This is a genomic window from Methylobacterium fujisawaense (assembly GCF_039619325.1).
Classification (GTDB): Bacteria; Pseudomonadota; Alphaproteobacteria; order Rhizobiales; family Beijerinckiaceae; genus Methylobacterium; species Methylobacterium fujisawaense.
In genome coordinates, this window is sequence record NZ_CP155000.1 from 5,031,640 (window position 1) to 5,052,553 (window position 20,914).

General features: G+C 71.6%; 20 protein-coding genes and 1 riboswitch. Of the genes, 3 read left to right on the forward strand and 17 right to left on the reverse strand.

What is annotated here, in order from left to right; genetic code table 11:
* Positions 1–128 precede the first annotated feature (128 nt).
* Complete coding sequence (locus ABC766_RS23875; RefSeq protein ID WP_078947404.1) at positions 129–563, forward strand: helix-turn-helix domain-containing protein; 435 nt, start codon at positions 129–131, stop codon at positions 561–563.
* 59 nt (positions 564–622) lie between these two features.
* Here ABC766_RS23875 and ABC766_RS23880 read toward each other — a convergent pair whose 3' ends face one another.
* From ABC766_RS23880 to cbiE, 4 genes are read right to left on the reverse strand one after another with little or no spacing between them, the layout of a single operon-like run.
* Positions 623–1,942, reverse strand: coding sequence for a cobyrinate a,c-diamide synthase (locus ABC766_RS23880; protein WP_279899241.1), 1,320 nt, complete (start codon positions 1,940–1,942; stop codon positions 623–625).
* Entirely contained in the window at positions 1,939–2,715 is a 777-nt protein-coding gene (gene cobM, locus ABC766_RS23885) for a precorrin-4 C(11)-methyltransferase (protein ID WP_043345280.1), read from the reverse strand. Before cobM ends, ABC766_RS23880 begins: the two co-directional genes overlap by 4 nt.
* Positions 2,712–3,134: a cobalamin biosynthesis protein gene (locus ABC766_RS23890; RefSeq protein ID WP_043345283.1), complete on the reverse strand. Its 423-nt coding sequence runs from the start codon at positions 3,132–3,134 to the stop codon at positions 2,712–2,714. The genes cobM and ABC766_RS23890 overlap by 4 nt, the downstream gene beginning before the upstream one ends.
* Positions 3,113–4,348, reverse strand: a complete 1,236-nt coding sequence (gene cbiE, locus ABC766_RS23895; RefSeq protein ID WP_342140900.1) for a precorrin-6y C5,15-methyltransferase (decarboxylating) subunit CbiE — start codon at positions 4,346–4,348, stop codon at positions 3,113–3,115. The genes ABC766_RS23890 and cbiE overlap by 22 nt, the downstream gene beginning before the upstream one ends.
* Before the next feature lie 28 nt (positions 4,349–4,376).
* Between cbiE and ABC766_RS23900 the strand changes: the two genes are divergently transcribed.
* Positions 4,377–5,144, forward strand: a complete 768-nt coding sequence (locus ABC766_RS23900) for a cobalt-precorrin-6A reductase (protein ID WP_345819686.1) — start codon at positions 4,377–4,379, stop codon at positions 5,142–5,144.
* Here the strand turns inward: ABC766_RS23900 and cobJ are convergent.
* From cobJ to ABC766_RS23945, 9 genes are all read right to left on the reverse strand, one after another.
* Positions 5,111–5,872 (reverse strand): precorrin-3B C(17)-methyltransferase, encoded by a 762-nt coding sequence (gene cobJ, locus ABC766_RS23905; protein WP_043345289.1) that lies wholly within the window; start codon positions 5,870–5,872, stop codon positions 5,111–5,113. The two genes, ABC766_RS23900 and cobJ, sit on opposite strands and share 34 nt — an antisense overlap.
* Positions 5,869–6,648, reverse strand: a complete 780-nt coding sequence (locus ABC766_RS23910) for a precorrin-2 C(20)-methyltransferase (protein ID WP_043758383.1) — start codon at positions 6,646–6,648, stop codon at positions 5,869–5,871. The genes cobJ and ABC766_RS23910 overlap by 4 nt, the downstream gene beginning before the upstream one ends.
* Entirely contained in the window at positions 6,648–7,340 is a 693-nt protein-coding gene (locus tag ABC766_RS23915) for a precorrin-8X methylmutase (protein ID WP_257787421.1), read from the reverse strand. The genes ABC766_RS23910 and ABC766_RS23915 overlap by 1 nt, the downstream gene beginning before the upstream one ends.
* A complete protein-coding gene (gene cobG / locus ABC766_RS23920; RefSeq protein WP_345819687.1) occupies positions 7,337–8,677 on the reverse strand; it encodes a precorrin-3B synthase in 1,341 nt (446 codons plus the stop codon). Before cobG ends, ABC766_RS23915 begins: the two co-directional genes overlap by 4 nt.
* Complete coding sequence (cobN, locus tag ABC766_RS23925) at positions 8,674–12,066, reverse strand: cobaltochelatase subunit CobN (RefSeq protein WP_345819688.1); 3,393 nt, start codon at positions 12,064–12,066, stop codon at positions 8,674–8,676. The genes cobG and cobN overlap by 4 nt, the downstream gene beginning before the upstream one ends.
* A gap of 71 nt (positions 12,067–12,137) precedes the next feature.
* On the reverse strand, positions 12,138–13,172 hold the full coding sequence (gene cobW, locus ABC766_RS23930; RefSeq protein WP_043758374.1) for a cobalamin biosynthesis protein CobW: 1,035 nt from the start codon (positions 13,170–13,172) through the stop codon (positions 12,138–12,140).
* Positions 13,169–13,570 (reverse strand): DUF1636 domain-containing protein, encoded by a 402-nt coding sequence (locus ABC766_RS23935; protein WP_287089505.1) that lies wholly within the window; start codon positions 13,568–13,570, stop codon positions 13,169–13,171. Before ABC766_RS23935 ends, cobW begins: the two co-directional genes overlap by 4 nt.
* Positions 13,563–14,300 carry a CbtA family protein gene (locus ABC766_RS23940; RefSeq protein WP_345819689.1) on the reverse strand — a complete coding sequence of 246 codons (738 nt, stop codon included), beginning with the start codon at positions 14,298–14,300 and terminating at the stop codon, positions 13,563–13,565. Before ABC766_RS23940 ends, ABC766_RS23935 begins: the two co-directional genes overlap by 8 nt.
* Positions 14,301–14,316: 16 nt before the next feature.
* Positions 14,317–14,499 (reverse strand): CbtB domain-containing protein, encoded by a 183-nt coding sequence (locus tag ABC766_RS23945; RefSeq protein WP_043348844.1) that lies wholly within the window; start codon positions 14,497–14,499, stop codon positions 14,317–14,319.
* 36 nt (positions 14,500–14,535) lie between these two features.
* Positions 14,536–14,728: riboswitch (cobalamin riboswitch) on the reverse strand.
* Positions 14,729–14,894: 166 nt separating this feature from the next.
* On the opposite strand from ABC766_RS23945, the gene ABC766_RS23950 reads away from it, so the two are divergent.
* Positions 14,895–16,253 (forward strand): discoidin domain-containing protein, encoded by a 1,359-nt coding sequence (locus ABC766_RS23950; protein ID WP_345819691.1) that lies wholly within the window; start codon positions 14,895–14,897, stop codon positions 16,251–16,253.
* 63 nt (positions 16,254–16,316) lie between these two features.
* Here ABC766_RS23950 and ABC766_RS23955 read toward each other — a convergent pair whose 3' ends face one another.
* The 4 genes from ABC766_RS23955 to secG form a co-directional block, all read right to left on the reverse strand.
* Positions 16,317–17,912: a S10 family peptidase gene (locus tag ABC766_RS23955; RefSeq protein WP_345819692.1), complete on the reverse strand. Its 1,596-nt coding sequence runs from the start codon at positions 17,910–17,912 to the stop codon at positions 16,317–16,319.
* The gene (locus tag ABC766_RS23960) at positions 17,912–18,364 is read right to left on the reverse strand and encodes a DNA polymerase III subunit chi (RefSeq protein WP_043758368.1); all 453 of its coding nucleotides are present in this window, start codon (positions 18,362–18,364) and stop codon (positions 17,912–17,914) included. The genes ABC766_RS23955 and ABC766_RS23960 overlap by 1 nt, the downstream gene beginning before the upstream one ends.
* Before the next feature lie 57 nt (positions 18,365–18,421).
* Positions 18,422–20,050, reverse strand: a complete 1,629-nt coding sequence (locus tag ABC766_RS23965; protein WP_043348836.1) for a CTP synthase — start codon at positions 20,048–20,050, stop codon at positions 18,422–18,424.
* A 156-nt stretch (positions 20,051–20,206) separates the two neighbouring features.
* Entirely contained in the window at positions 20,207–20,626 is a 420-nt protein-coding gene (gene secG, locus ABC766_RS23970; RefSeq protein WP_043348833.1) for a preprotein translocase subunit SecG, read from the reverse strand.
* Positions 20,627–20,914: the final 288 nt, after the last annotated feature.

Here is a 20,914-nt window from a genome sequence, read left to right on the forward strand (position 1 = left end):
TATAGCCGCATGAGCGGCAGGGATGACCGGCCACACGGCGTGCACGACATGCGACTTAGGGGCGGGCGGTGAAGCGGCGCGATAGCGAGGCGAAAACACCGCATTCGCAGGAGGATGCATCCCACTCCATGGAGAAGGATTCCCCTGGGCAAACGATGCCGAAGCAGACCACCGACGTCGATCGTCTCGTCGGGATTCGCATCACAGCCCTGCGCAAGGCGCGGGGCATGAGCCAGACCGCTCTCGGCAATGCGGTTGGGGTGACCTTTCAGCAGGTCCAGAAATACGAGAAGGGGCAGAACCGGGTCGGCGCCGGCCGGTTGCGGGAGATCGCGCGCCTTCTCGAAGTTCCGGTTTCCGCGTTCTTCGAGGAGACCGAGCCCCGCGAGAACGCCCAGGAGGACGTGTTCGGCTTCCTCAGCGCCCACGGTGCCATCGAGCTTCTGCGCGCCTACGCCCAGATCGAGGATGAGCAGATGCGCCGCGATGTGCTGGCGCTGGTCCGCAGCGCCGCGCGCCTCGCGCAGAACCGCACGGCGGCGCCGGCGGCGGATCCGGCCTGACAGGCGGGCTGGCGGGCCTCGCCCGGCGCGCCCCGGAGGCGGCTGCATCCGGGACGGTTTCAGGGTGCGTCAGCCGCGATCAGATGGAAGAAGCTGCCGGTGACGGGGCCGACCCGATGTCCGGCAAACCCCAGGTCCACACCCTCCGCATCCGAAACGCGGGCGAGCGCTGATGCCTCCGGTGCGATCGGCGAGAGCTCGGTGGCATAGTGGAACTCGTGGCCGATGAGGCGCGCCCCGTCTTCTCCGAGCATGCCGGATCCGCAGAGCCGCGCGACGCGATAGCCGAGATGCAACTTGCGGCGGTAATAGGATGTCGCCACCGGGAGGAGGCCCGCCATGGGATGGGTGGTGCCGTCGGCGTCCTGAAGCGTCTGCCCGAGGACCATGTAGCCGCCGCACTCTCCGTGGACGGGGCGTGTCCTGGCGAAGTCGCGAAGCCCGTCCAAGAAACGGACGGCGCCGGCGATTCGGCCCGCATGCAGTTCGGGATAGCCCCCCGGCAGCCAGCAGACGTCGCAATCCTCCGGTGGGCCTTCGTCGGCGAGGGGTGAGAAGGGGACGAGTTCGGCACCGGCCAACCGCCACCCAGTCGCAAGGTGCGGATAGAGGAAGCTGAACGCCGCGTCCCGAGCGACCGCCACGCGTTGTCCAGGCGGCCGCGGCAGCCGGCCGCCGGAGGCCGGCACGGCGCCGCCCGCACTGGCCAGGACGGCGTCGAGGTCGATACCGGCTTCCGCGAGGTCGGCCAGCCGGTCGAGGCGGGCGGTGAGATCCGCGGTCTCGCCGGCCTGGACGAGCCCGAGATGGCGTTCGGGCAGGACCAGCTGTGCGTCGCGCATCAGGGCGCCGAGCACCGGCAATCCAGCGCGCTCCATGCCGGCTTCGACGAGGCGGCGATGGCGGTCGCTCGCCACCTTGTTGAGGATGACCCCGGCGATCCGCACGCGGGGATCGTAGAGCGTGCAGCCCAGCGCTACCGCAGCCGCCGATTGCGCCGCGCCCGACACGTCCACCACGAGCACGACCGGCCAGCCGTAGCGCGCCGCGATGTCGGCATTCGCCCCGGTCCGGTTCTCGGCTGCCCGGACGCCGTCGAACAGGCCCATGGAGCCCTCGGCGATCACCACATCCGCCGCCGCCGCCGTCTCGCCCGCGAGCGTGTCGAGGAGGGGCGTCGCCATGGCGAAGCTGTCGAGATTGAAGCTCGGATGGCCGGTGGCGGCTTGGTGAAAGGCCGGGTCGATGTAGTCCGGACCGCATTTCGCGCCGCGGACCCGCAGGCCGCGCCGGGTGAGGGCGCGCATCAGAGCGAGGGTCACGGTCGTCTTGCCGGAGCTGGAGCGCGGCGCCGCGACGAGGAGGCCGGGGGCGCTCACGACGGCTGGCCCACGGTGCCGCCGGGCCGGTATCGCCGGTCGTAATCGGGCGCATAGAGCGCGCTCTCGCGGAAGCCCGCGGCGCCGAGGGCGGGCCCAACCAGGATCAGGGCGGTGCGCTCCAGGCCGGCCGCCGCGACGAGGCCGGGCAGCGTAGCGAGATCGCCGACCAGCGCCCGCTCGTCGGGCCAAGAGGCCCGGAACACAGCCGCCGCCGGGCAGGACGGCCCGTAGAACGGGATCAGTTCCGCGGCGACCGCCTCGACTACATGAATCGACAGGTGGATCGCCAGGGTCGCCCCGGTGGCCGCATAGGCCGACAGGGTTTCTCCCTCGGGCATGGCGCTCGCGCGGCCTGAGGTTCGGGTCAGGACCACGGTCTGCGCCACGCCGGGGACCGTCAATTCGCGGCGCAGCAGAGCGGCTGCGGCGGCGAAGGCCGGGACGCCCGGCGTTACCGTGTAGGGAATCGCCAGCGCGTCGAGCCGGCGCATCTGCTCGGCCAGCGCGCTCCAGATCGATAGGTCCCCGGAATGGAGGCGTGCCACGTCCTGTCCGGCCGTGTGCGCCGTCCGGATCTCCGCCATGATGGCGTCGAGGTCGAGGGGGGCCGTGTCGACGATCCGGGCGCCGGGCGGACACCAGCCCAGGATCTCGGGGGCCACGAGCGATCCGGCGTAGAGGCAGACGGGACAGGCCGCGATGCGGTCGCGCCCGCGCACCGTGATCAGGTCGGCCGCGCCGGGTCCGGCGCCGATGAAATGAACGGTCATGTGTCCCGTGTCGTGTCGCATCGGACGGCCAGGGCGCAAGTGGCGCCGGCGCTCGTGATCCGCGGCAGGGCGAGGCGGCTCTGCGGCCCGGCGCCGGCCAGGGCCGTCGCCTCGGCCAGCGAGCCGACGCCGCGCAGCTGTTCGATCCGCGCCGAGCGGGTGACGATCTCGGCGTCGCGCGCCTGCAGCGCGGCGGCTGCCACGGGCTGGGGCGACAGGCCGAACCGTGCCGTCGCCGCGCGGATCGCCGGCTCTGCGGCTCGGTCGGCCGCCGTGGCGACGGCCGTCAGGCTCGACCGGTCGGCACCGAGCGCCGCGAGCGCGCGCTCGATCAGCGCCGCGATCTCGTCGGCGTCGGTCCCCCGACGGAAGCCGATTCCGGCGACCAGCAATCCGGTCACGGCTTGGTCCAGGCCCATTGGGTCACCGGCATGGCGGTGCGCCAGCCATGCATCCCGCCGACCGGGCTCGCCCGCTCGACACCGTAGCGACGCAGGCTTCCGCCCTGCGCCGCGAAGGCCGCGAGCAGCGCGGCCTCGCCTTCGAGGGTGACGGCATTGGCCACGCAGCGACCACCGCTCCGGAGGGCCGCAAGCACCGCAGACAGGACCCCGGGCTCGGAGACGCCGCCACCGATGAAGACCGCATCCGGCGTCGGCAGGCCCTCGAGTGCCCCGGGGGCGGTGCCGACGACGACGGAGAGGTCCGGCGTCCCCAGGGCGACGGCGTTGCGACGGATGCGCTCGGCCCGGTCCGGGCGTCCCTCGATCGCCGTGGCGCGCAGGCTCCAGTGACGGAGCATCCACTCGATCGCGATCGAGCCTGCGCCGGCGCCGACATCCCAGAGATGCAGGCCCGGATGCGGACGGAGCGCCGATAGGGTCAGAGCCCGGATCTCGGCCTTGGTGAGCTGGCCGTCATTCTCGAACAGGCCGTCGTCGAGGCCCGGGGCGAGAGGAAGGGCGTGACCGGGCCCCGCCACCGCGATCGCCACCGTGTTCAGCGCGTCGATGTCGGCGCGGTCGAACGCGTCCGCGCGGGTCGTACCGACCCGTTCATTCGGGCCGCCCATCGCTTCCAGCACCGTCAGCGTCGACGCGCCGAAGCCCCGCGCGCAAAGCAATGCGGCGAGCGCGCCGGGGGTCGTGCCGTCCCAGGACAGCACGAGCACCCGCGCCCCCGGCTGGAGATGCGGCACGATCCGGGTCAGCGCGCGGCCATGGAGCGTGACCAGCGCGCATTCGGCCAGCGGCCAGCCGAGCCGCGCACAGGCGAGGCTGAAGGCCGAGGGCTGCGGGAAGGCGCGGATCTCGGCCGCCGGCACCATCCGGGCGATCTCGGCGCCGATGCCATAGTGGAAGGGGTCGCCGGTGGCGAGGAGGCAGGTCGGCTGCCCCCGCCGCGCGAGAATCTCCGGATAGGCCTCGTGGATCGGGCTCGGCCAAGACCGCGTATCCGCATCGAGCGGACCCGCGAGGGCGAGATGGCGTCGGCCGCCATAGACCACGCGGGCGGCATCGAGCGCGGCGGCGGCGGCCGGCGTCAATCCGGCCCGCCCGTCCTCGCCGATGCCGACGATCGACAGCCAGGGTGAGCTCGACAGCGCCTCAGGGCTCATGGACAAGGCGTCCATGGACACGGCGTTCCCGACGAGCGGCACGATGCGGATTCTGATCCTCGGCGGGACCGGCGAGGCGAGCGCCCTGGTCCGGTCGCTCGCTGGTCGGGCGGATCTGTCCGTGACGCTCTCGCTGGCCGGCCGGACGGCCGCGCCGAAGCCCGAGCCCGTGCCGACCCGGATCGGCGGATTCGGCGGGATCGAGGGCCTCGCCGACTACCTGAAAGCCGACGCGATCGATTGCCTGATCGACGCGACCCATCCCTTCGCCGCGACGATGTCGCACCATGCGGCTTGCGCAGCCGCCCTGACGGCGGTGCCGATCCTCGCGATCCGCAGACCCGCCTGGATGCGCGAGCCCGGCGACCTCTGGATCGAGGTCGACCGGATGGATGAGGCGGTCGCCGCCCTCGGATCCGCGCCGCGGCGCGTGTTCCTGACGATCGGCCGGCAGGAGGCCGGGGTCTTCGCGGCGGCCCCCCAACACACCTATCTGGCGCGCACGGTCGAGCCGTTGGGCGGGATCCTGCCGGTGCCGCACCTCACCGCCCTGGAAGCCCGCGGGCCCTTCGATGTCGCGTCGGAGGCTGCGCTCATGCGCACGAGCGGCATCGAGATTCTCGTCAGCAAGAATGCCGGCGGGGCGGCGACCTACGGCAAGATCGCGGCGGCGCGCACCCTCGGAATCCCCGTCGTCATGGTGCGCCGGCCGGGCAAGCCCGACGTGCCGAGCGTCCCGGACGCTGCGGGCGCCCTCCGCTGGCTGGAGGCGGGCGATCACGCCGGTTCCTCAACCTTGCGGGCCGTGTAGACGAAGGGTGTCCGGCCGGCGCGCGGGATCAGCCGCGTCGTCGAGGCGCCCAGGATGACCATCGTGGCCATGTCGGCCGGCACGTCGCGCGCCTCGGCGAGGGTCGCGACCCGGATCGCCTCGTCCGGCCGGCTGATGGCGCGGGCGAACATCACCGGCGTGTGGGGCGCGCGGATCCCGGACGCGATCTCCAAAGCCGCCCCGAGCTGCCAGGGCCTGGCGGCGGAGATCGGATTGTAGAGCGCGATCACGAAGTCGGCGCGCAGCACCGCCTCCAGCCGCGCGGTCACCACCGGCCAGGGCTTCAGGTTGTCCGAGAGGGACAGCGCGCAGAAATCGCCGCCGAGGGGCGCGCCCAGCCGGGCAGCGGCGGCCAGCATGGCGGTGACGCCCGGCTCCACGGTGATCGCGAGGTCGCGCCAGTCAGGCTCGCCCTGCTCCACCGCCTCGAACACCGCCGCCGCCATGGCGAAGACCCCCGGATCGCCGCCGGAGACGACCGCGACCCTTCGTCCGGAGGCGGCGAGCTGCAGCGCGTGGCGCGCCCGGTCGACCTCCACCCGATTGTCGCTGGCATGCCGGACCAGGCCGGGTCGCTCGGGCACACGGGCGACATAGGGGAAGTAGCCGACGACATCCTCCGCCGCATCCAGCGCCCGGCGGGCGGACTCGGTCAGCAGCGCGGCGTCGCCCGGGCCGAGGCCGACGACGGCAAGGCTTCCGCTCACGGCCGCCGTCCCTCTCCGGGCAGAAGGACCATGGAGAAGTAGGGTGCGTCGTCGTCGGCCTTGTCGGCCAGCATCACCACCCGCTCGCCCGCCATGGTACCGCGCTCCACGTAGACCGCACGGGCCAGCAGCCCGGCGGCCGACAGAGCGGCGCGCACCTTCGGCAGATGGCGCCCAAGCTTCATCACGACGGCGGCGTCGGTGCCGCGCAGGCGCTCCGTCAGGGCCTCGAGCGACAGGGTCGCCGGCAGGACGGTGAGGACGTCGTCGCCCCAGGTGATCGGCGTACCGGCCCGAGTCCAGCAACCCGACATCCCGGTGACGCCCGGAATCACCTCCACGGGGAAGCGGTCCTTCAGGCGCCGCCACAGGTGCATGAACGAGCCGTAGAAGAACGGGTCGCCCTCCGACAGGATCGCGACGTCGCGCCCGGCGCCGAGGTGGTCGGCGAGTTTACCGGCCGCCTCGTCGTAGAAGCCCGCCAGCGCGGTGACGTATTCCGGATGCTCGGGGTGAATCTCGGTGGTGTAGGGATAGGCCAGTGCCATCTCGCGGGCCGGATCGCGCAGGATCGCGTCCGCGATGGTGCGGGCGTTGCCCCGCCGGCCGCGCTTGCAGAAATGCACCAGCACCGGCGCGCGCATCAGGATGCGCTGCGCCTTCACGGTCAACAGATCCGGATCGCCCGGGCCCATGCCGACCCCGTAGAGCGTTCCCGTCATCGCCGCCGCGGACAGCTCCTCGGTCGGGCCGTCGAGGCGTTCGAAACCGTCCATCACTCGACCTCGCTGGCGAGCGCGTTGATAGCGGCGGCCGTCATGGCGCTGCCGCCGCGCCGCCCGTGCACGACCACGAACGGCACGCGGCCGTCCCGGGCCAGCGCCTCCTTCGATTCGGCCGCGCCGACGAAACCCACCGGGATGCCGATCACCGCGGCCGGAGGCGCGACGCCGGCGTCGAGCAGCTCCAGAAGGCGGAACAGGGCGGTCGGCGCGTTGCCCACCGCCACGACGCTGCCCGGCAGGCGTTCGCGCCACAGCTCCATGGCGGCTGCGGACCGCGTTGTGCCGAGGCTCCGGGCGAGCTCCGGCACGCGCGGATCGCCGAGCGTGCAGACCACGTCGTTATCGGCGGGCAGCCGTGCCCGGGTGACGCCGTCGGCGACCATGCGGACATCGCACAGGATCGGCGCGCCGGCCTTCAGGGCCGCGACGCCCGCTTCGGCGAAGCCCGGCGACATCTCCACGTCGGTCGGCAGGTCGGTCATCCCGCAGGCGTGGATCATGCGCACGACGACGCGCTCGGCGGCGCCCGACCAGCGTCCGAGATCCGCCTCGGCGCGGATCATCGCGAAGGAGCGCGCGTAGATCGCGCCGCCGTCGCGGATATACTCATAGCGGGACGGGGATTCGTGGGCCGCGGCCGGCTCCGATCCTGTCTGGCGCAGGGCGTTCTGGCTCGCGCTCATGCCGGTCTCCTGGTCCTCCCGCTGTCCGTCCAGGTCGTCTCCGGCGCGAAGGCGACGGACAGCCCGACGATCTTGGCCCTTCCTAACCGCTCCAGCACGGCCTCGATAGGGAGATGCATCGCCGGCTCATCGGCGGGGGCACCGCCGATCACCACGCCGTACAGACCATCGCGACCGACGAGGGTCAGGTCGGCCGGGCCCGGTCGGGCGCATCCCTTGGCGCATCCCGAGACGTGCGCGGCGCGGCCCGAGGCCGCCAGGGGAGCGAACGCCGCCGCGAGGCGCGCCGCATCGGTGAGGGTCCGGGTCGACCCGGAGGCGCAGCCCGGGGCACCCGTGCAGGCATCGATCGCCCGCCGCGGGTCGTCGGCGGCAACGATGAAGTCCACCGACAGGGCCTCTCGCACTGCCGCTGCCGGGACGTCCGGGGGGGCCAGGAGCATGAAACCGCGGGTCGGCGACAGTCGAAGCTCGTCCGCGTCGAGCGTGAGCGCGGCATCCGCGAGCCGGTCGAGGGCGTCGGCCGTACAGCGACCGAAGGGCGCATCGATGACGAGGATCTGAAGGTCCTGTCCGCCTCGTGGCTGCCGGGCTTGTCCGGGCCATACGCTCCCGCCTCCGCGCGCTGCGACGTGTGGTCGCTTTCCGCTCCGCAGCGCCTCCGTCAGCGTCGCCCTTTCGTCTTCCGACAGATCGCGCATCCGGCGCCGGCCGGTCCGCGCGAAGGCGGTGAGCACGGCGGCCACCACGTCGGGCGCTTCCCGTTCCCCGCAGGTCAGAAGATCCTGCCGCCCCTCGCCGCAAGCGATCGTGATCGCAACGCGGCCGGGTGCGTCAGCGATCACGGCGCAATCGGCCTCCGCGGTCGCCCGATCGACGCGTCCCTCGATCACGACCAGGGTCTTGGCCGGCAGGCCGGGAATCGTCAGCCCCGCCGCTTCGACGGCACGGGCCAGTCCCGGCACGTCGATGGCCTCCTCCGGATCGCGACCCGCCAGCGGGCTCGTGAGCGTCAAGCGCTGAGGCCCGCCATCGGCCCGCACATCGCCGAGGCCCTCGGCCGAGAGCCACGCGGCAAGGGAAGCCTGCGTCGCCTCGGTGACGCCCCGGATCTGAAGATTGGCCCGCGCGGTGAGATCCAGGTGCCCGTTCCCGAAGCGACGGGCGCCTTCCGCCACGGCGCGGGCCTGACCGAGCGTCAGGACGCCCAGGGGCGGGTGTACCCGCGCCAGCAAGCCGTCGCCCGTGGGCATCGGCCGGGTCAGGCCGGGGCACCAGCCCCGACGGCTGGCCGCCTCGGGCAGCGCACGTCCATGCGGGCGCGGAGCGACGCTCATTCGGCGGCCTCGTGCAGCAAGGCGTCGGCCGGAAGAGCGTTGCGCCGGCTGTGCCAGAGTCCCCGGTCCCGGGCGGCGTCGAACCGTTCCAGGATCGCCCGGGTGGCCGCGGGGTTGGCGGCCCGCAGGCGCTCGAACACCTCGGTATCGGCGATCCAGGCGGCGTACAGCGTCTCGAAGCCGGCATCGGACACCGCATCGCTGGCGGCGGCGAGGACGAAAACCGCATCGAGCCCCTGAGCCAGCTCCTGCGCGCCGCGATAGCCGTGACGGAGCTGGGCGGCGATCCAGCGGGGATCGGCGAGGCGACCACGGATCAGGCGGGCCGCGTCCTCCCGGGCAGTTCGGGCTTTCGGTCGCTCCGGCTGCGAGACGTCGAGGCTGTAGAGCGTGGGGCTCGCCCCCTCCAGGGCAGCGGCGGCCGCGAAGCCGCCCATCGCGTCCACAGCGGCATCCCCGTCGAACAGATCGCGCTCGGCCACGTCGAAGGCGTGGAGATAGGCGTCGGCTCCCGCCACCCGGGCGGAGAAATCCGCATCCGGCGCCTCGCGGTCGCCATAGGCGTGCGTGCTGGCCGCAAGATAGGCGCGACCGAGATCGGCGCGGCCATCCCATGTGCCGTCGAGGGCCGTCGCGGCGGTACCGGCGCCGTAGCGGCCCGGCGCGGCGCCGTAGACCCGCACGGCCGTCTCGCCCCGTCGGCGGGCCGCCGCCAGCGGGTTCTCGTCGTCGGCCTCGTCCCTGTCGGCCACGGCGCGGGTCGCCCGGTCGAGCAGCGCGAGGGTCTCGGGGAACGTGTCGCGGAACGCTCCGGAGACCCGCACGGTGACGTCGATCCGTGGCCGGTCGAGCATCGCCAGCGGAAGGATCTCGAAACCGGTGACGCGGGTGCTGGCATGGTCCCAGACCGGCCGCACGCCCATGAGGGCGAGGGCATGAGCCACATCCTCGCCGCCTGTGCGCAGTGTCGGCGAGGCCCAGAGATCCATGACGATCCGGGCCGGATAGGCACCCTCGTCCTGAAGGTAGCGGGTCACCACGGCGGCGGCGGCCCTCTCACCGAGGAGCGCGGCGGCGCGGCTCGGGATGGCCCGCGGGTCCAGGGTCGCGAGGTTGCGTCCGGTGGGGAGCACGTCGCTTCGCCCGCGGGACGGCGAGCCGGAGGGCCCCGGCCGGACGAATCGGGCGTCGAGGGCCGCGAGCAGCCCGGTCCGCTCGGCGGCGGCGCTTGCCAGCACCGCCTCCGCGGCCTCGCCCGGGGCTCGGGCGAAGACGTGGAGACCGTCGCGGAAGACGGTCTCGCCGAGGTCGCAGAGATGCGCGTCCAGCCGGGTCAGCGCCTCGTCCATCGGCGTGTCCGGGCCGATGCCGGCGCCGTCCAGCAATCCGGCGGCCTCGGCCTCCTCGAGGATGGCGCGGGCCACCAGTTCGGCGCGGCGGGGATCGAGCACGCTCGCGGCGGCGTATTCCTCCACCAACTCGCGCAGGCGTGCGGCCTCCGGCTTCAGCGCGTGGACGGCGACGTCCGGCGTCAGGTGACCGAGCGCGACGCCGCCGAGGCGCCGCTTGACCGGCGCGGCCTCGCCCGGATCATCGACGATGAAGGGATAGACCACCGGCAGGCCGCCGACGCACAGCGCCGGCAAGCAGGTGGGGGACAGGGCCACGGCTTTGCCGGGCAGCCACTCGGTTGTCCCGTGCGTACCGAGCTGCACCAGAACGTCGAAGTGCTGCTGCAGGCCGAGATGGAATGCCAGATAGGCATGGGTCGGAGCCCGGTCGAGATCGTGATAGCCGGCCTTGCGATCGGGATCGCGCCCGCGGTCCGGTTGAAGGAAGACGGCGAGCCGACCGCGATCACGGATCGCCTCGTCCCCGGTGCGATCCGGAGCGGCGCTCCGATCGGATGCGGCCGTGCCCGTCAGCATCCGGAACCGGAAGGCGCCGTCGACGCAGGCCGGATCGGATTCGGCCTCGCCCCAGACGGCGGTGATCGAGGCGCGAGTCTCTTCGGGAAGGGTGTTCCACCAGGCTTGATAGGCGGGGAGGGGCACGCGGAACGCGGCCGGACCCTCCGTGAGATCCGCCATCAGCGTGCCGGCTTCCGGAAGTGCCCCCGTCGCGTAGCCCGCGGCGGCGAGGTCGGCGGCGATGGCGCGGGCGCTCTCGGGCGTATCGAGACCGACGGCGAAACCGGCCCGGCCGCCCCGGGCCGGATAGTCGGACAGGACCAGGGCCACGCGGCGCGACGGCCGGGGCAGGGCGGCCAGCCGCAGCCATCCCGCGGCCCGGTCTGCCAGGGCGGCGATGCCTGCGGGGTAGGGCACGGCCCGCCGCTGGGTGAAGCCGGCGACCTCCGGGCTTTCCTCCTTGAAGGAGATCGGAAAGCCCGAGAGCCGGCCGTCGAATTCCGGCAACGCGATCTGCATGGCGAGATCGGACGCGCCGAGGCCGCGGGCCGACGCCTCCCAGGCCGCGCGCGGTGACCCTACCGTGAACGCCTGAATGACCGGGCAGCCGGCGCCGTCGAGGACGAAGTCGGTGCCGTCCTCACGCGCGGAGAACGCCGTGGCTGCGATGACGAGGTCGGGTCTGCGCGCCCGCACCGCATCGGCGACCGAGGCCGCGGCCTCGGGCTCCTTCAGGCTTGACACGACCATCGGCAGCGCCCCGATCCCGCGGGCGCGCAGCGCGGCTGAGAGTGCGACGAACGGCTCGGTGTCGCCGCCGAGCACGGCGGAGCGATAGATCAGCAGCAGGGCCAGCGGATGGGCGGGCGACGGCGCGCCGTCGAGCGGGATCGCCGTTTCAGACGCGGCAATGGCTGTTTCGAGGGGGAGAGCGCCGCAACCCGGACACCAGGGAAAGCCGCGGGGCAGGGGCTGCGGAGGCTCGACCGCCCCCTCGGCGCCCAGCCGGATGGCCAGGGATCGCAGCATCCGCCGGAGATTGCCGGGACCACCGGCACGGAAATAGGCGTCGAGTTCCCCGGCGAGGGCGGGATCGGTGGAGAACGGCGCGAGGCGGGGGTCCGGCCGGTCGTCGCCCGGCAGGACCGCGAGCACGACGCCGTGCGCCCGCGCGGTTTCGGCGCAGCGCTCGATCCCGTAGCGCCAGTAATCCAGTCCGCCCAGACAACGGATCACCACCACCTTGGCGTGCGCCACGACGCGTTCGACGTAGAGATCGACCGACAGCGGATGCCGCAGTTTGGCGAGCTTCGCGAGCCGGAGACTCGGCAGACCGGGCTCTGCGGCGTGGGCCTGGCCGACCGCCGCGAGGTCGCTGTCGGTGAACGACAGCACAACCAGATCGCCGGGCTCCTGCCCGAGATCCACCGCCGCCTCACCCTCGTCGAGCGAGACGGTATCGATGCGCACGAGATGCATCGACGGCCCCTAAACCGCGGCCGCGCGCACCGGCGCGCCGCCGTCAGCCGCGCAGGCGCGCGCGGCGGCCGTCATCCCGCGAGGGCCGCAGCGACGGCGCGCTGGTCGAACCCCTTGAGGCCGATCACCACGAGGTTGCCGTCCCGGGCCTCCCCGGACTTCCACGGCCGGTCGAAATGGTGGGCCACGCGCCGGCCGACCCCCTGCACCACAAGGCGCATCGCCTTGCCCTCGACCTCGGCGAAACCCTTGATCCGCAGGACGCCCGGGATCTCGGCTGCCTTCTCGACCCGGGCCGCCAGATCGCCCGCCGTGATCGCGGGGCGGACTGGCAGCGCCACGGTCTCGAAGTCGTCGTGGTCGTGATCCTCGCCCTCGCCGTGATGCGACGGGCGGGAATCGAGATCGTCCTCGGCGGCCGCCGCGAGGCCGAGCAGCACCCGCGGGTCGATGACGCCATTCTCGGTCTCAACCACCTTCACGGCCCGGGGCAGGTGGCCTTCCACCTCGGCACGCACCCGAGCGCGGGTCGGGGCATCGATGAGGTCGGCCTTGTTGAGGACCACGAGGTCGGCGCAGAGGAGTTGGTCCTCGAAGACCTCTTCCAGCGGATTGTCGTGATCGACCGATTGGTCCGCGGCCCGTTGGGCGGCCAGTGCCTCCGGATCGTCCGCGAAGACGCCGGCGGCGACGGCCGGGCCGTCGACCACTGCGACGACCCCGTCGACGGTGACCCTCGAGCGGATCGCCGGCCACTGGAACGCCTGAACCAACGGCTTCGGCAGCGCGAGGCCCGAGGTCTCGATCAGGATGTGCTCCGGCGGCTCGGCGCGGCCGAGGAGAGTCTCCAGCGCCGGAACGAAATCGTCCGCGACCGTGCAGCAGATGCAGCCATTCGGCAGCTCGACGATAGCTTCTTCGGTGCAGCCTTCGACCCCGCAGGCGGCGAGGAAGGACTTGTCGAAGCCGACGTCGCCGAACTCGTTGACCAGGATGGCGAGGCGGCGCCCCCTGGCGTTCTCGACCACGTGGCGGACCAGCGTCGTCTTGCCGGCTCCGAGGAAGCCCGTGACGATGGTGCAGGGGATTTTGTTTACGATGGTCATTCCGCGGCCTCCAGGGTGCCGGCGGGGAGCGGGCGGGGTTCAGGGAACGGGGGGATGCGGGCGATCACGCCCTTGCGGAAGGCCTCCGGACGCTCGCGCCAGGGCACGATGCCGTCCGAGGTCGCCGCATAGGCCGCGAGCCCGGCGAGGATGGTCTCCGCCGAGGCGGCCGGATCCATGTCGCCGTAGACGTAGGTCCAGCGGTCGGCCGAGGCGACCGCCACGGTGCAGGGCCGCTTGCAGACCGACAGGCATTCCACCGCCTCGACCCGCAGGTTCGGCGTGCCGGCGCTCCGGGCCTGAAGCGCCTCCAAAAGGCGTGCTCCGGCGCGCGGTCCATCCGGATCGTCGTCCGGACGGCGGCAGGTCGTGCAGACGTACAGGACGGTCTCAGGCACGGGCCGTTCCCCGTTGCGTGTCGCGGGAAAACGCCTGCCACGCCCAGCCGAGCCCCAACCCGATCAGGATCCAGAAGACGAAGCTGATCGCCAGCGACCGGGCGGCGAACTGTGCGGCCAGTGCGGCCGGAAGCTCCGACGCGCCCTCCGGTGCCTGCGGGGCGCCGACGACGTGGGGGGTTACGATCAGGACGAGGCCACCCAGGATCGTGATCAGAGCACGGCGGATCGTGATCAGGTAGAGTCCCATTCCGGTCGCCGCCGCGGTCATCACCCACCAGGCCTGCCGCGCGGCCAGCGGTGCAGCGGCGCTGCCGGGCAGTTCCGGCGGCAGGCCGAGGCCCGGCGCAAGGGCGACGCTGGCGAAGCCCGCCACCGCGAAGGCGAGACCGACCTGCGGCGTCGGCTCGCGGCCGCAGGCGATCATCACCGCGCCGAGCAGCAGGGCGTAGCCGACGCCGCCGACGAGGGTCGCAAGACCGGTGAAGGCCATCCGCGGCAGGCCGGGGCCGGGCTGCCATTCCGGTGCCGCGTCGGGTGCGGCATGGTCATGCCCGGCATGGGCCAGCACGATCGGAAGGGCCTTCGCGGCCTGATGCGAGGGTTCCTGCTGCTCGTAGCGCTCGGCCGCGACGATCAGCGGCGAGGTCAGCGTGAGTTCGAGGCCCGTTACAACGGCAGCCGCGAAGAAGCCGGCGGCCAGGGCCGCCGACAGAAGCCGAATGATCATCCCTGCGCCGAGGGCGTCAGTGACAGGGGAAGTTCTGGGTATGGCGGAAGTCGTGCGCCGCGTTGTGGAACGCGATCGCCGGCGAGAAACCCGCCATGAACAGCAGGCCGAGGCCCAGCATGGCCGCGAGCGCGACGGCGACCGGACGCTCCGACGAGCGGGTACCGGCGGCGACGGGGGCGAGGGTCTGAGCGGTCATCGTCGAGTGTCTCCAGCCGCCCCACCGGCGGCATTGCGGGATCCTGTTGCGACGGCAGGTCTCCTGGCTCGCGGCTCGGCGCGCCCACCGCCTTCCCGGATCGCTCCGGTGGCGCTTGGCAGGCGCTCGCCGCTCACAGTTGCGGGGGCAGCCGCGGAATCGGGGCGAAACCCCTCACCGCATTCCCTTTTCACCCCGTTGCCAGGGCACCGTCACCGGCACGTTGTAGACGCATGCCGGCGACGACACAACGGAGCGGCGCCAGATCCGTTCGGATTCCCGTGCGTCCCTTCGCGGGTGGCCGGGCTTGACGTCCGCGCCCTGATGCGGGCACCGCCGCACCGGATGCCCGGCCGGCCCGGCATGGGCGCCTCCGCTCAGCTCTCGGAGACCCGATGGCCCTCGCAGACGATCCGAGCCCGGTCCTCGTCGATCTCGCGACCGGCCGCGCCCCCCGGATCGTACAGGATGAAAACACCGCCTGGCTCGAGATCGATCTGGGCGGTCGCTTTCCGATCCGCGCGGTCGCGCTGCGACCCGTACAGGATACTGTAGCGCCCGAGGTCGGCGATGTGGCCGTCGAGGTCTCGCAGGACGGCGTCACGTGGTCCGCGCCCGACATCGTCGGCTGGACCGCCAAGCCGGGCGCCCTCGTGGCCGCCATCGGAGCCGACGAGCGGGCCTGGGCGCGTCTCGTGCGGATCGCGGTGCCGGATCCGGCGCTCGTCGCAGGCGTCGACATCCGCGCCGATGAAGCCGCCATCGACCTCATCGCCCTGCGGGCGCTGCTCGGGCTCGACATCACGCTCTTGAACGAGAAGCCCGGCGCTAACGTCTACGTCACCTACAATCTCGAAGCCGCGCCTGGCCGGGCTAGCCGCAACCTCGTCGGCCTGTCACTGTTCGAGAACGGCGCCTTCGGCAATTGCCTCGTGCAGTACATCATCGCGGTCTCGATCGCGAAGGCGCTCAACCTGAAATACATCAAGGTCCCGAAGGTCGACCGCAGCAAGGTGATCTTTCTGACCGAGAGGCTGACCTGCGACGGCATCACGTTCATTCCGCCGGACGAGTCGCTTCCGCCGGACGGCTACTTCCTGTCAGGGCTGTATTTCGATCCGACGCAGTTCGAGCGGGTGACGGCGCTGCAGGGCCCGATCGACTCGCGCGCGATCGTTCAGGATGTAATCCGGCCCCTGTTCAACGGCCTGCCGCGGACATTTGCGGCCAAGCCCGACGATCAGCTCCTGATCCATATCCGGTCGGGCGACATCTTCAGCACCTGGGTCGACCCGCACTATCCGCAGCCGCCCTTCGCCTTCTACCGGATGGTCATCGACCGGCTGCAGGCCGAGGGCCGCATCCGTTCCGTCAAGCTCGTCTTCGAGAACCGTCTCAACCCGGTCATTGCAGAAGTGGAGGCCTATGCGGCGCAGCGCGGCCTGCCCGTGGAGATCCAGAGCGAATCGCTGATCTCCGACGTTGCCGCATTGGTGAACGGCCGCTACCTCGTCTTCGGGCTCGGAACCTTCGGGCCGGCGATCTGCCACCTTTCGGAGCGCGTCGAGCAGGTGTTCTACTTCGCGTCCAATTGGCCGCAGGGCTTTCAGTCGATTCCCACGATCGGGAAAGTGGTCGAGGTTCGTGATCGCGAAGGCCGGTACATGAAGGTCGGCGAGTGGCAGAATACCGACGCTCAGCGCCGGAGCATGGTGGAGTACCCGGCCGAAGCTCTCGCCTTCGACGATGTCTGATCGGTCGCGCCGGTCACGATCCGACCGGCGACGACCTTGCCGCCTGCATCCCGGACGAACACGTCACGGTGCGGTTCTGAGACGTTCCGCGGGTGCGCCGGCCGAACGCGCCGAGCCGCCATCGCGGACCTTCAGGGCGTCCGTGTACATCCGTTCGACATCCGCCTTGAAGGCGGCGCGGGAATCCGGCCGCGTGTAGAACATGTGGCCGCCAGGATAGACTGCGAGGCTCAGGCGACCGGCACTGTAGGCCGGGACCTGCGCCAGCAGGAGCTTCGAGGCGAAATACGGGGTTACGAGATCGGTGAATCCGTGCGCCACGAGGACACGCAGGTGCCCGTCGAGGGCCAGGGTCCCCTGAAGGTTCGAGAGCACCTCCGGTGCCTGTCGTCCCGAGCCCCAACTCCAGCCCCGATTGACCGCATTGTTCAGGAGCTCGTAGCGCATGTTGGCCACAGGCCATTTTAGCGTGCGCGCGTAGAGATCGAGCATCGCGCTGGTCAGCGGCGCCTGGAGCGCGGTGAGCTGCGGATCCTCGAAGCTCGATTGCGCGGCGGCCGGATTCGGGTCCCAGCCGGTGATGCCGGTGTCGTAGGCGCTCGTCACGCGACCTTCGGCACGATCGATCTCCCGCTGGACACTCCGGGTCGAGAGGCGCGCCGCCTGTGCGCGGACCAGGGCGGGATCGAGCCCGACGAGCGGGGCTACCTTCTCGGTCATCCGCGCAACCGCCGCGGAATCGCTCGGCCCCTTCAGGAGATCCGCCAGATAGGCACCGGATGCGTAAGCCTCGGCATCCCCCAGCAAGGCCGGCGTGGGTACCGTCCCGGCCCGCTCCAGCGCGCCGGCCGCCAGCGACGGCAACTTCAGGACGTAGCTCCAGGGATTGGCCCGCGGGGTCTCCAGCCACCCGAAGTCGAGCACCGGCGAGAGCAGCACCATCCCCGACAGGCCGACGCCGATCTCTTCCTGGAGCTTCTCCGTGATCAGCGGGCCGCGGAACCCGCCATAGCTCTCGCCGACGAAGAACTTCGGGCTCGCTAGACGATCGTTGTTGCGCAGGTAGCGGGCGATGGCTGCCGAGAGGGTCGCGGCGTCGGACTCGATCGACCAGTAGGCCTTGCCGTTGCCGTCTGCGGCCCGGCTGTAGCCGGTGCCGACGGGGTCGATGAAGACGAGATCGGTGAAGCCGAGCCACGTCCCGTCGTTGGGCGTGAGCGTGACCGGCTGCGACGGGCTGATGCTGTCGCCGCCGACGGGCAGCCGCCAGGGGCCGATCGCCCCGATGTTGAGGTAGGCCGACGCGGCGCCCGGGCCGCCATTGACCGCGAAGGTCACCGGGCGCTCCTGGCCGTCCTTGGACGCCACCGTGTAGGCCACGAAGGCGATCTCGGCCTGCAGCTTGCCAGCCTCGTCGACGAGCGGCAGGCTGCCGGCCGTGGCGGTGAAGTCGAGGACCCTGCCATCAGGCAGCGTGACGCTCTGCTTCGTGACGGAATCCGGCGGCAGGCGTCGTCCGTCCGGCCCGCGCGGTGCCGGCTTGCTCTCCGCGGGCGGATGTCCGTGCGGCGCCTCCTCTGCCCAGCCGGCGGAGGGCACGGCGATGAGCATGCCGAAGGCGAGCGCGGCGCGCGCGAGACGTCTGTTGAGGGCCACCATCACGCCTTCTTGTTCCAGCGTCCGGAATCGTCCTGCTGCCAGTAGGCGACCGTGTGGCCCGCCTCCTTGGCCTGCTTCCACTGCTCGCGCGCCCTAAGAAGGGCGTCCTGATCGGTCCCGTCGAACAGGATACAGATCCGCTCATACGCGCCGGCATCGGGCGGCAGGTCGGCGCCCTCGACGAGGAAGCGGATCGAAGCCGCGTTCGGGTTCACGTCCCGAAGTGTCAGCACCACCGGCTGGCTCGCCGCGTCGGGCTCGCGATCGGTCCCGTGCGGCAGGAAACTCTCGTCGGAATAGGTCCAGAGGTGGTCGTCCAGCGCCTGCAGGCGCTCCTCGCTGGCGGCCTGGATCGCGGCCTGCCAGCCGCGGTCCAGCGAGCGCTCGACGAGGCTCGGCAGCACCCGTTCCAGGGGCTGCCGCTGCATATGGTAGAAGAGGATCTCGGTCACGATGCCGAGGATATAGGGCTCCGGCCCGCCGCGCGAGCAGCGGCGCGCCGCCGCGGCTCAGACCAGCCGGCTCTGTTCGATCGCGGCGCCGACGAAGCCCTTGAACAGCGGGTGCGGCTCGAAGGGGCGCGACTTCAGCTCCGGGTGGAACTGCACGCCGATGAACCACGGGTGCCCGACATGCTCCACGGTCTCGGGGAGGAGGCCGTCGGGGGAGACGCCGGAGAAGCGCAGGCCCTTGGCCTCCAGCCGCTCGCGATAGGCCATGTTGACCTCGTAGCGGTGGCGGTGGCGCTCCGAGATCTGCTCGGACCCGTAGATCTGGGCGATCTTGGATGTGGGATCGAGCTTCGCCTCATAGGCGCCGAGCCGCATCGTGCCGCCGAGATCGCCGGCCGCAGCCCGCCGCTCCAGCTCGTTGCCGCGCAGCCACTCGGTGAGCAGGCCGACCACCGGCTCGGACGTCTCGCCGAACTCCGTGGAATTGGCGTCCGGCATTCCCGCGAGCGAGCGGGCGGCCTCGATGACGGCCATCTGCATCCCGAAGCAGATCCCGAGATAGGGGATGCGCTTCTCGCGGGCGTAGCGGGCCGCGCGGATCTTGCCCTCGGCGCCGCGCTGGCCGAACCCGCCCGGCACCAGGATTCCGTTCAGGCCCTCCAGGAACGGCGCGGGATCCTCGCGCTCGAACACCTCGGCCTCGATCCATTCGAGGTTGACCTTGACCCGATGGCTGATGCCACCGTGGGTCAGCGCCTCAGTCAGCGACTTGTAGGCGTCTTTGAGCCCCGTGTACTTGCCAACGATGGCGATGGAGACCTCGCCCTCGGGGTTGCGCACGCGCTCGGAGATCGTCCGCCAGCGGCCAAGATCCGGCTCCTCGCCGTGCTCCAGGCCGAAATGGCCGAGCACCTCGCGATCGAGGCCGGCTGTCCGGTAGGAGAGCGGCACCTCGTAGATCGACGCCACGTCCCGCGCCTCGATCACCGCGGTCTCGCGGACGTTGCAGAACAGCGCGAGCTTGCGGCGCTCATCGACCGGGATGTCCCGGTCGCAGCGGCAGAGCAGGATGTCGGGCTGGATGCCGATGGAGCGCAGCTCCTTCACGGAATGCTGCGTCGGCTTGGTCTTCAGTTCGCCCGCGGACGGGATGTAGGGCAAGAGCGTCAGGTGGACGTAGCAGCAGGTGCCGCGGGGCAGTTCCTGGCCGAGCTGGCGGATCGCCTCGAAGAACGGCAGCCCTTCGATGTCGCCCACGGTGCCGCCGATCTCGACGAGCACGAAATCGAACGCGTCGTTGCCGTCGAGGACGAAGTCCTTGATCGCGTTGGTAACGTGCGGAATCACCTGGATCGTGGCGCCGAGATAGTCGCCGCGGCGTTCCTTGGCGATGATGTCCTGGTAGATCCGGCCCGTGGTGATGTTGTCGGCCCGGCTCGCCGGGACCCCGGTGAAACGCTCGTAATGCCCGAGGTCGAGATCGGTCTCGGCGCCGTCGTCGGTGACGAACACCTCGCCGTGCTGAGTCGGGCTCATCGTGCCCGGATCGACGTTCAGATAGGGGTCGAGCTTGCGCATCCGGACCCGGTAGCCGCGGGCCTGCAGCACCGCCGCCAGGGCTGCGGAGGCGAGCCCCTTGCCGAGGGAGGAGACCACGCCGCCGGTGATGAAAACGTACCGCGTCATGGGCCTCGGTCCATAAAGAAGCTGCTGCCGTTTGCCAAACGACCCGTGCCCCGGCCCGCGCATGGGCTGGGGATCATGGAACGCATGGCACGGACCGGCTGAGTGCCGGCCCGTCGGAGATGGAATGAGACGCTGCGCCGTTCCGGGCGCAGCCCGTCAGCGGGATTGCGGCGCGTCCGGGACCGCCGGCTGGGCGGGCGCGGCCGGCTGGGCCGGCGCCGTGGCGGGCACCCGGTCCTGTTGCTGGCGGAGCGTGTCGAGCAGGTTGTCGGCGCCGGTCGGCTGCTTGGCGGGCTGGCCCGACGTCTGCGGCGCGCCGGTATCGAGGATCGATTTCGGCGCCGCGGAGCGATGCGACAGGATGGCGAGCGCCAGGCTGGTGGTGAAGAACAGGGCCGCCAGGATCGCCGTGGCCCGGGTCAGGGCGTTGGCCTGGCCACGGCCGGTCATGAACCCCGCGACGCCGCCGCCGCCCCCGCCGCCGAGCCCGAGGCCGCCCTCGGAGCGCTGAAGCAGCACGACGCCGATCAGCGCGAGGACGATGATGAGGTGGACGACGATCAGGACGGTCTGCATCGGTGTTCCGGGATCTTCTTCAGCGCCGCGCGCCGGCAGCGGGCACCGGGAGACGAACGCACGAGGGCCGGAGCCCGCCGCCGCTTCCGATGCTCCCCGGCACGCATGCGTGCAGCGGAAGCCTCGTGGGCGACTTTGCGGGCGGACCGGCCGGAATTGGGCGACGGCATACACCACCGGCCGCCCGCCGCCAACCTGACGCGCGCGGCCGGCTGTCGGCGGCGCCCCTCGCCTTCGGCCGCGCCGCGTGGTTTCTGCACGGGAGAGAGCGGCCGACCGAACGCGCCG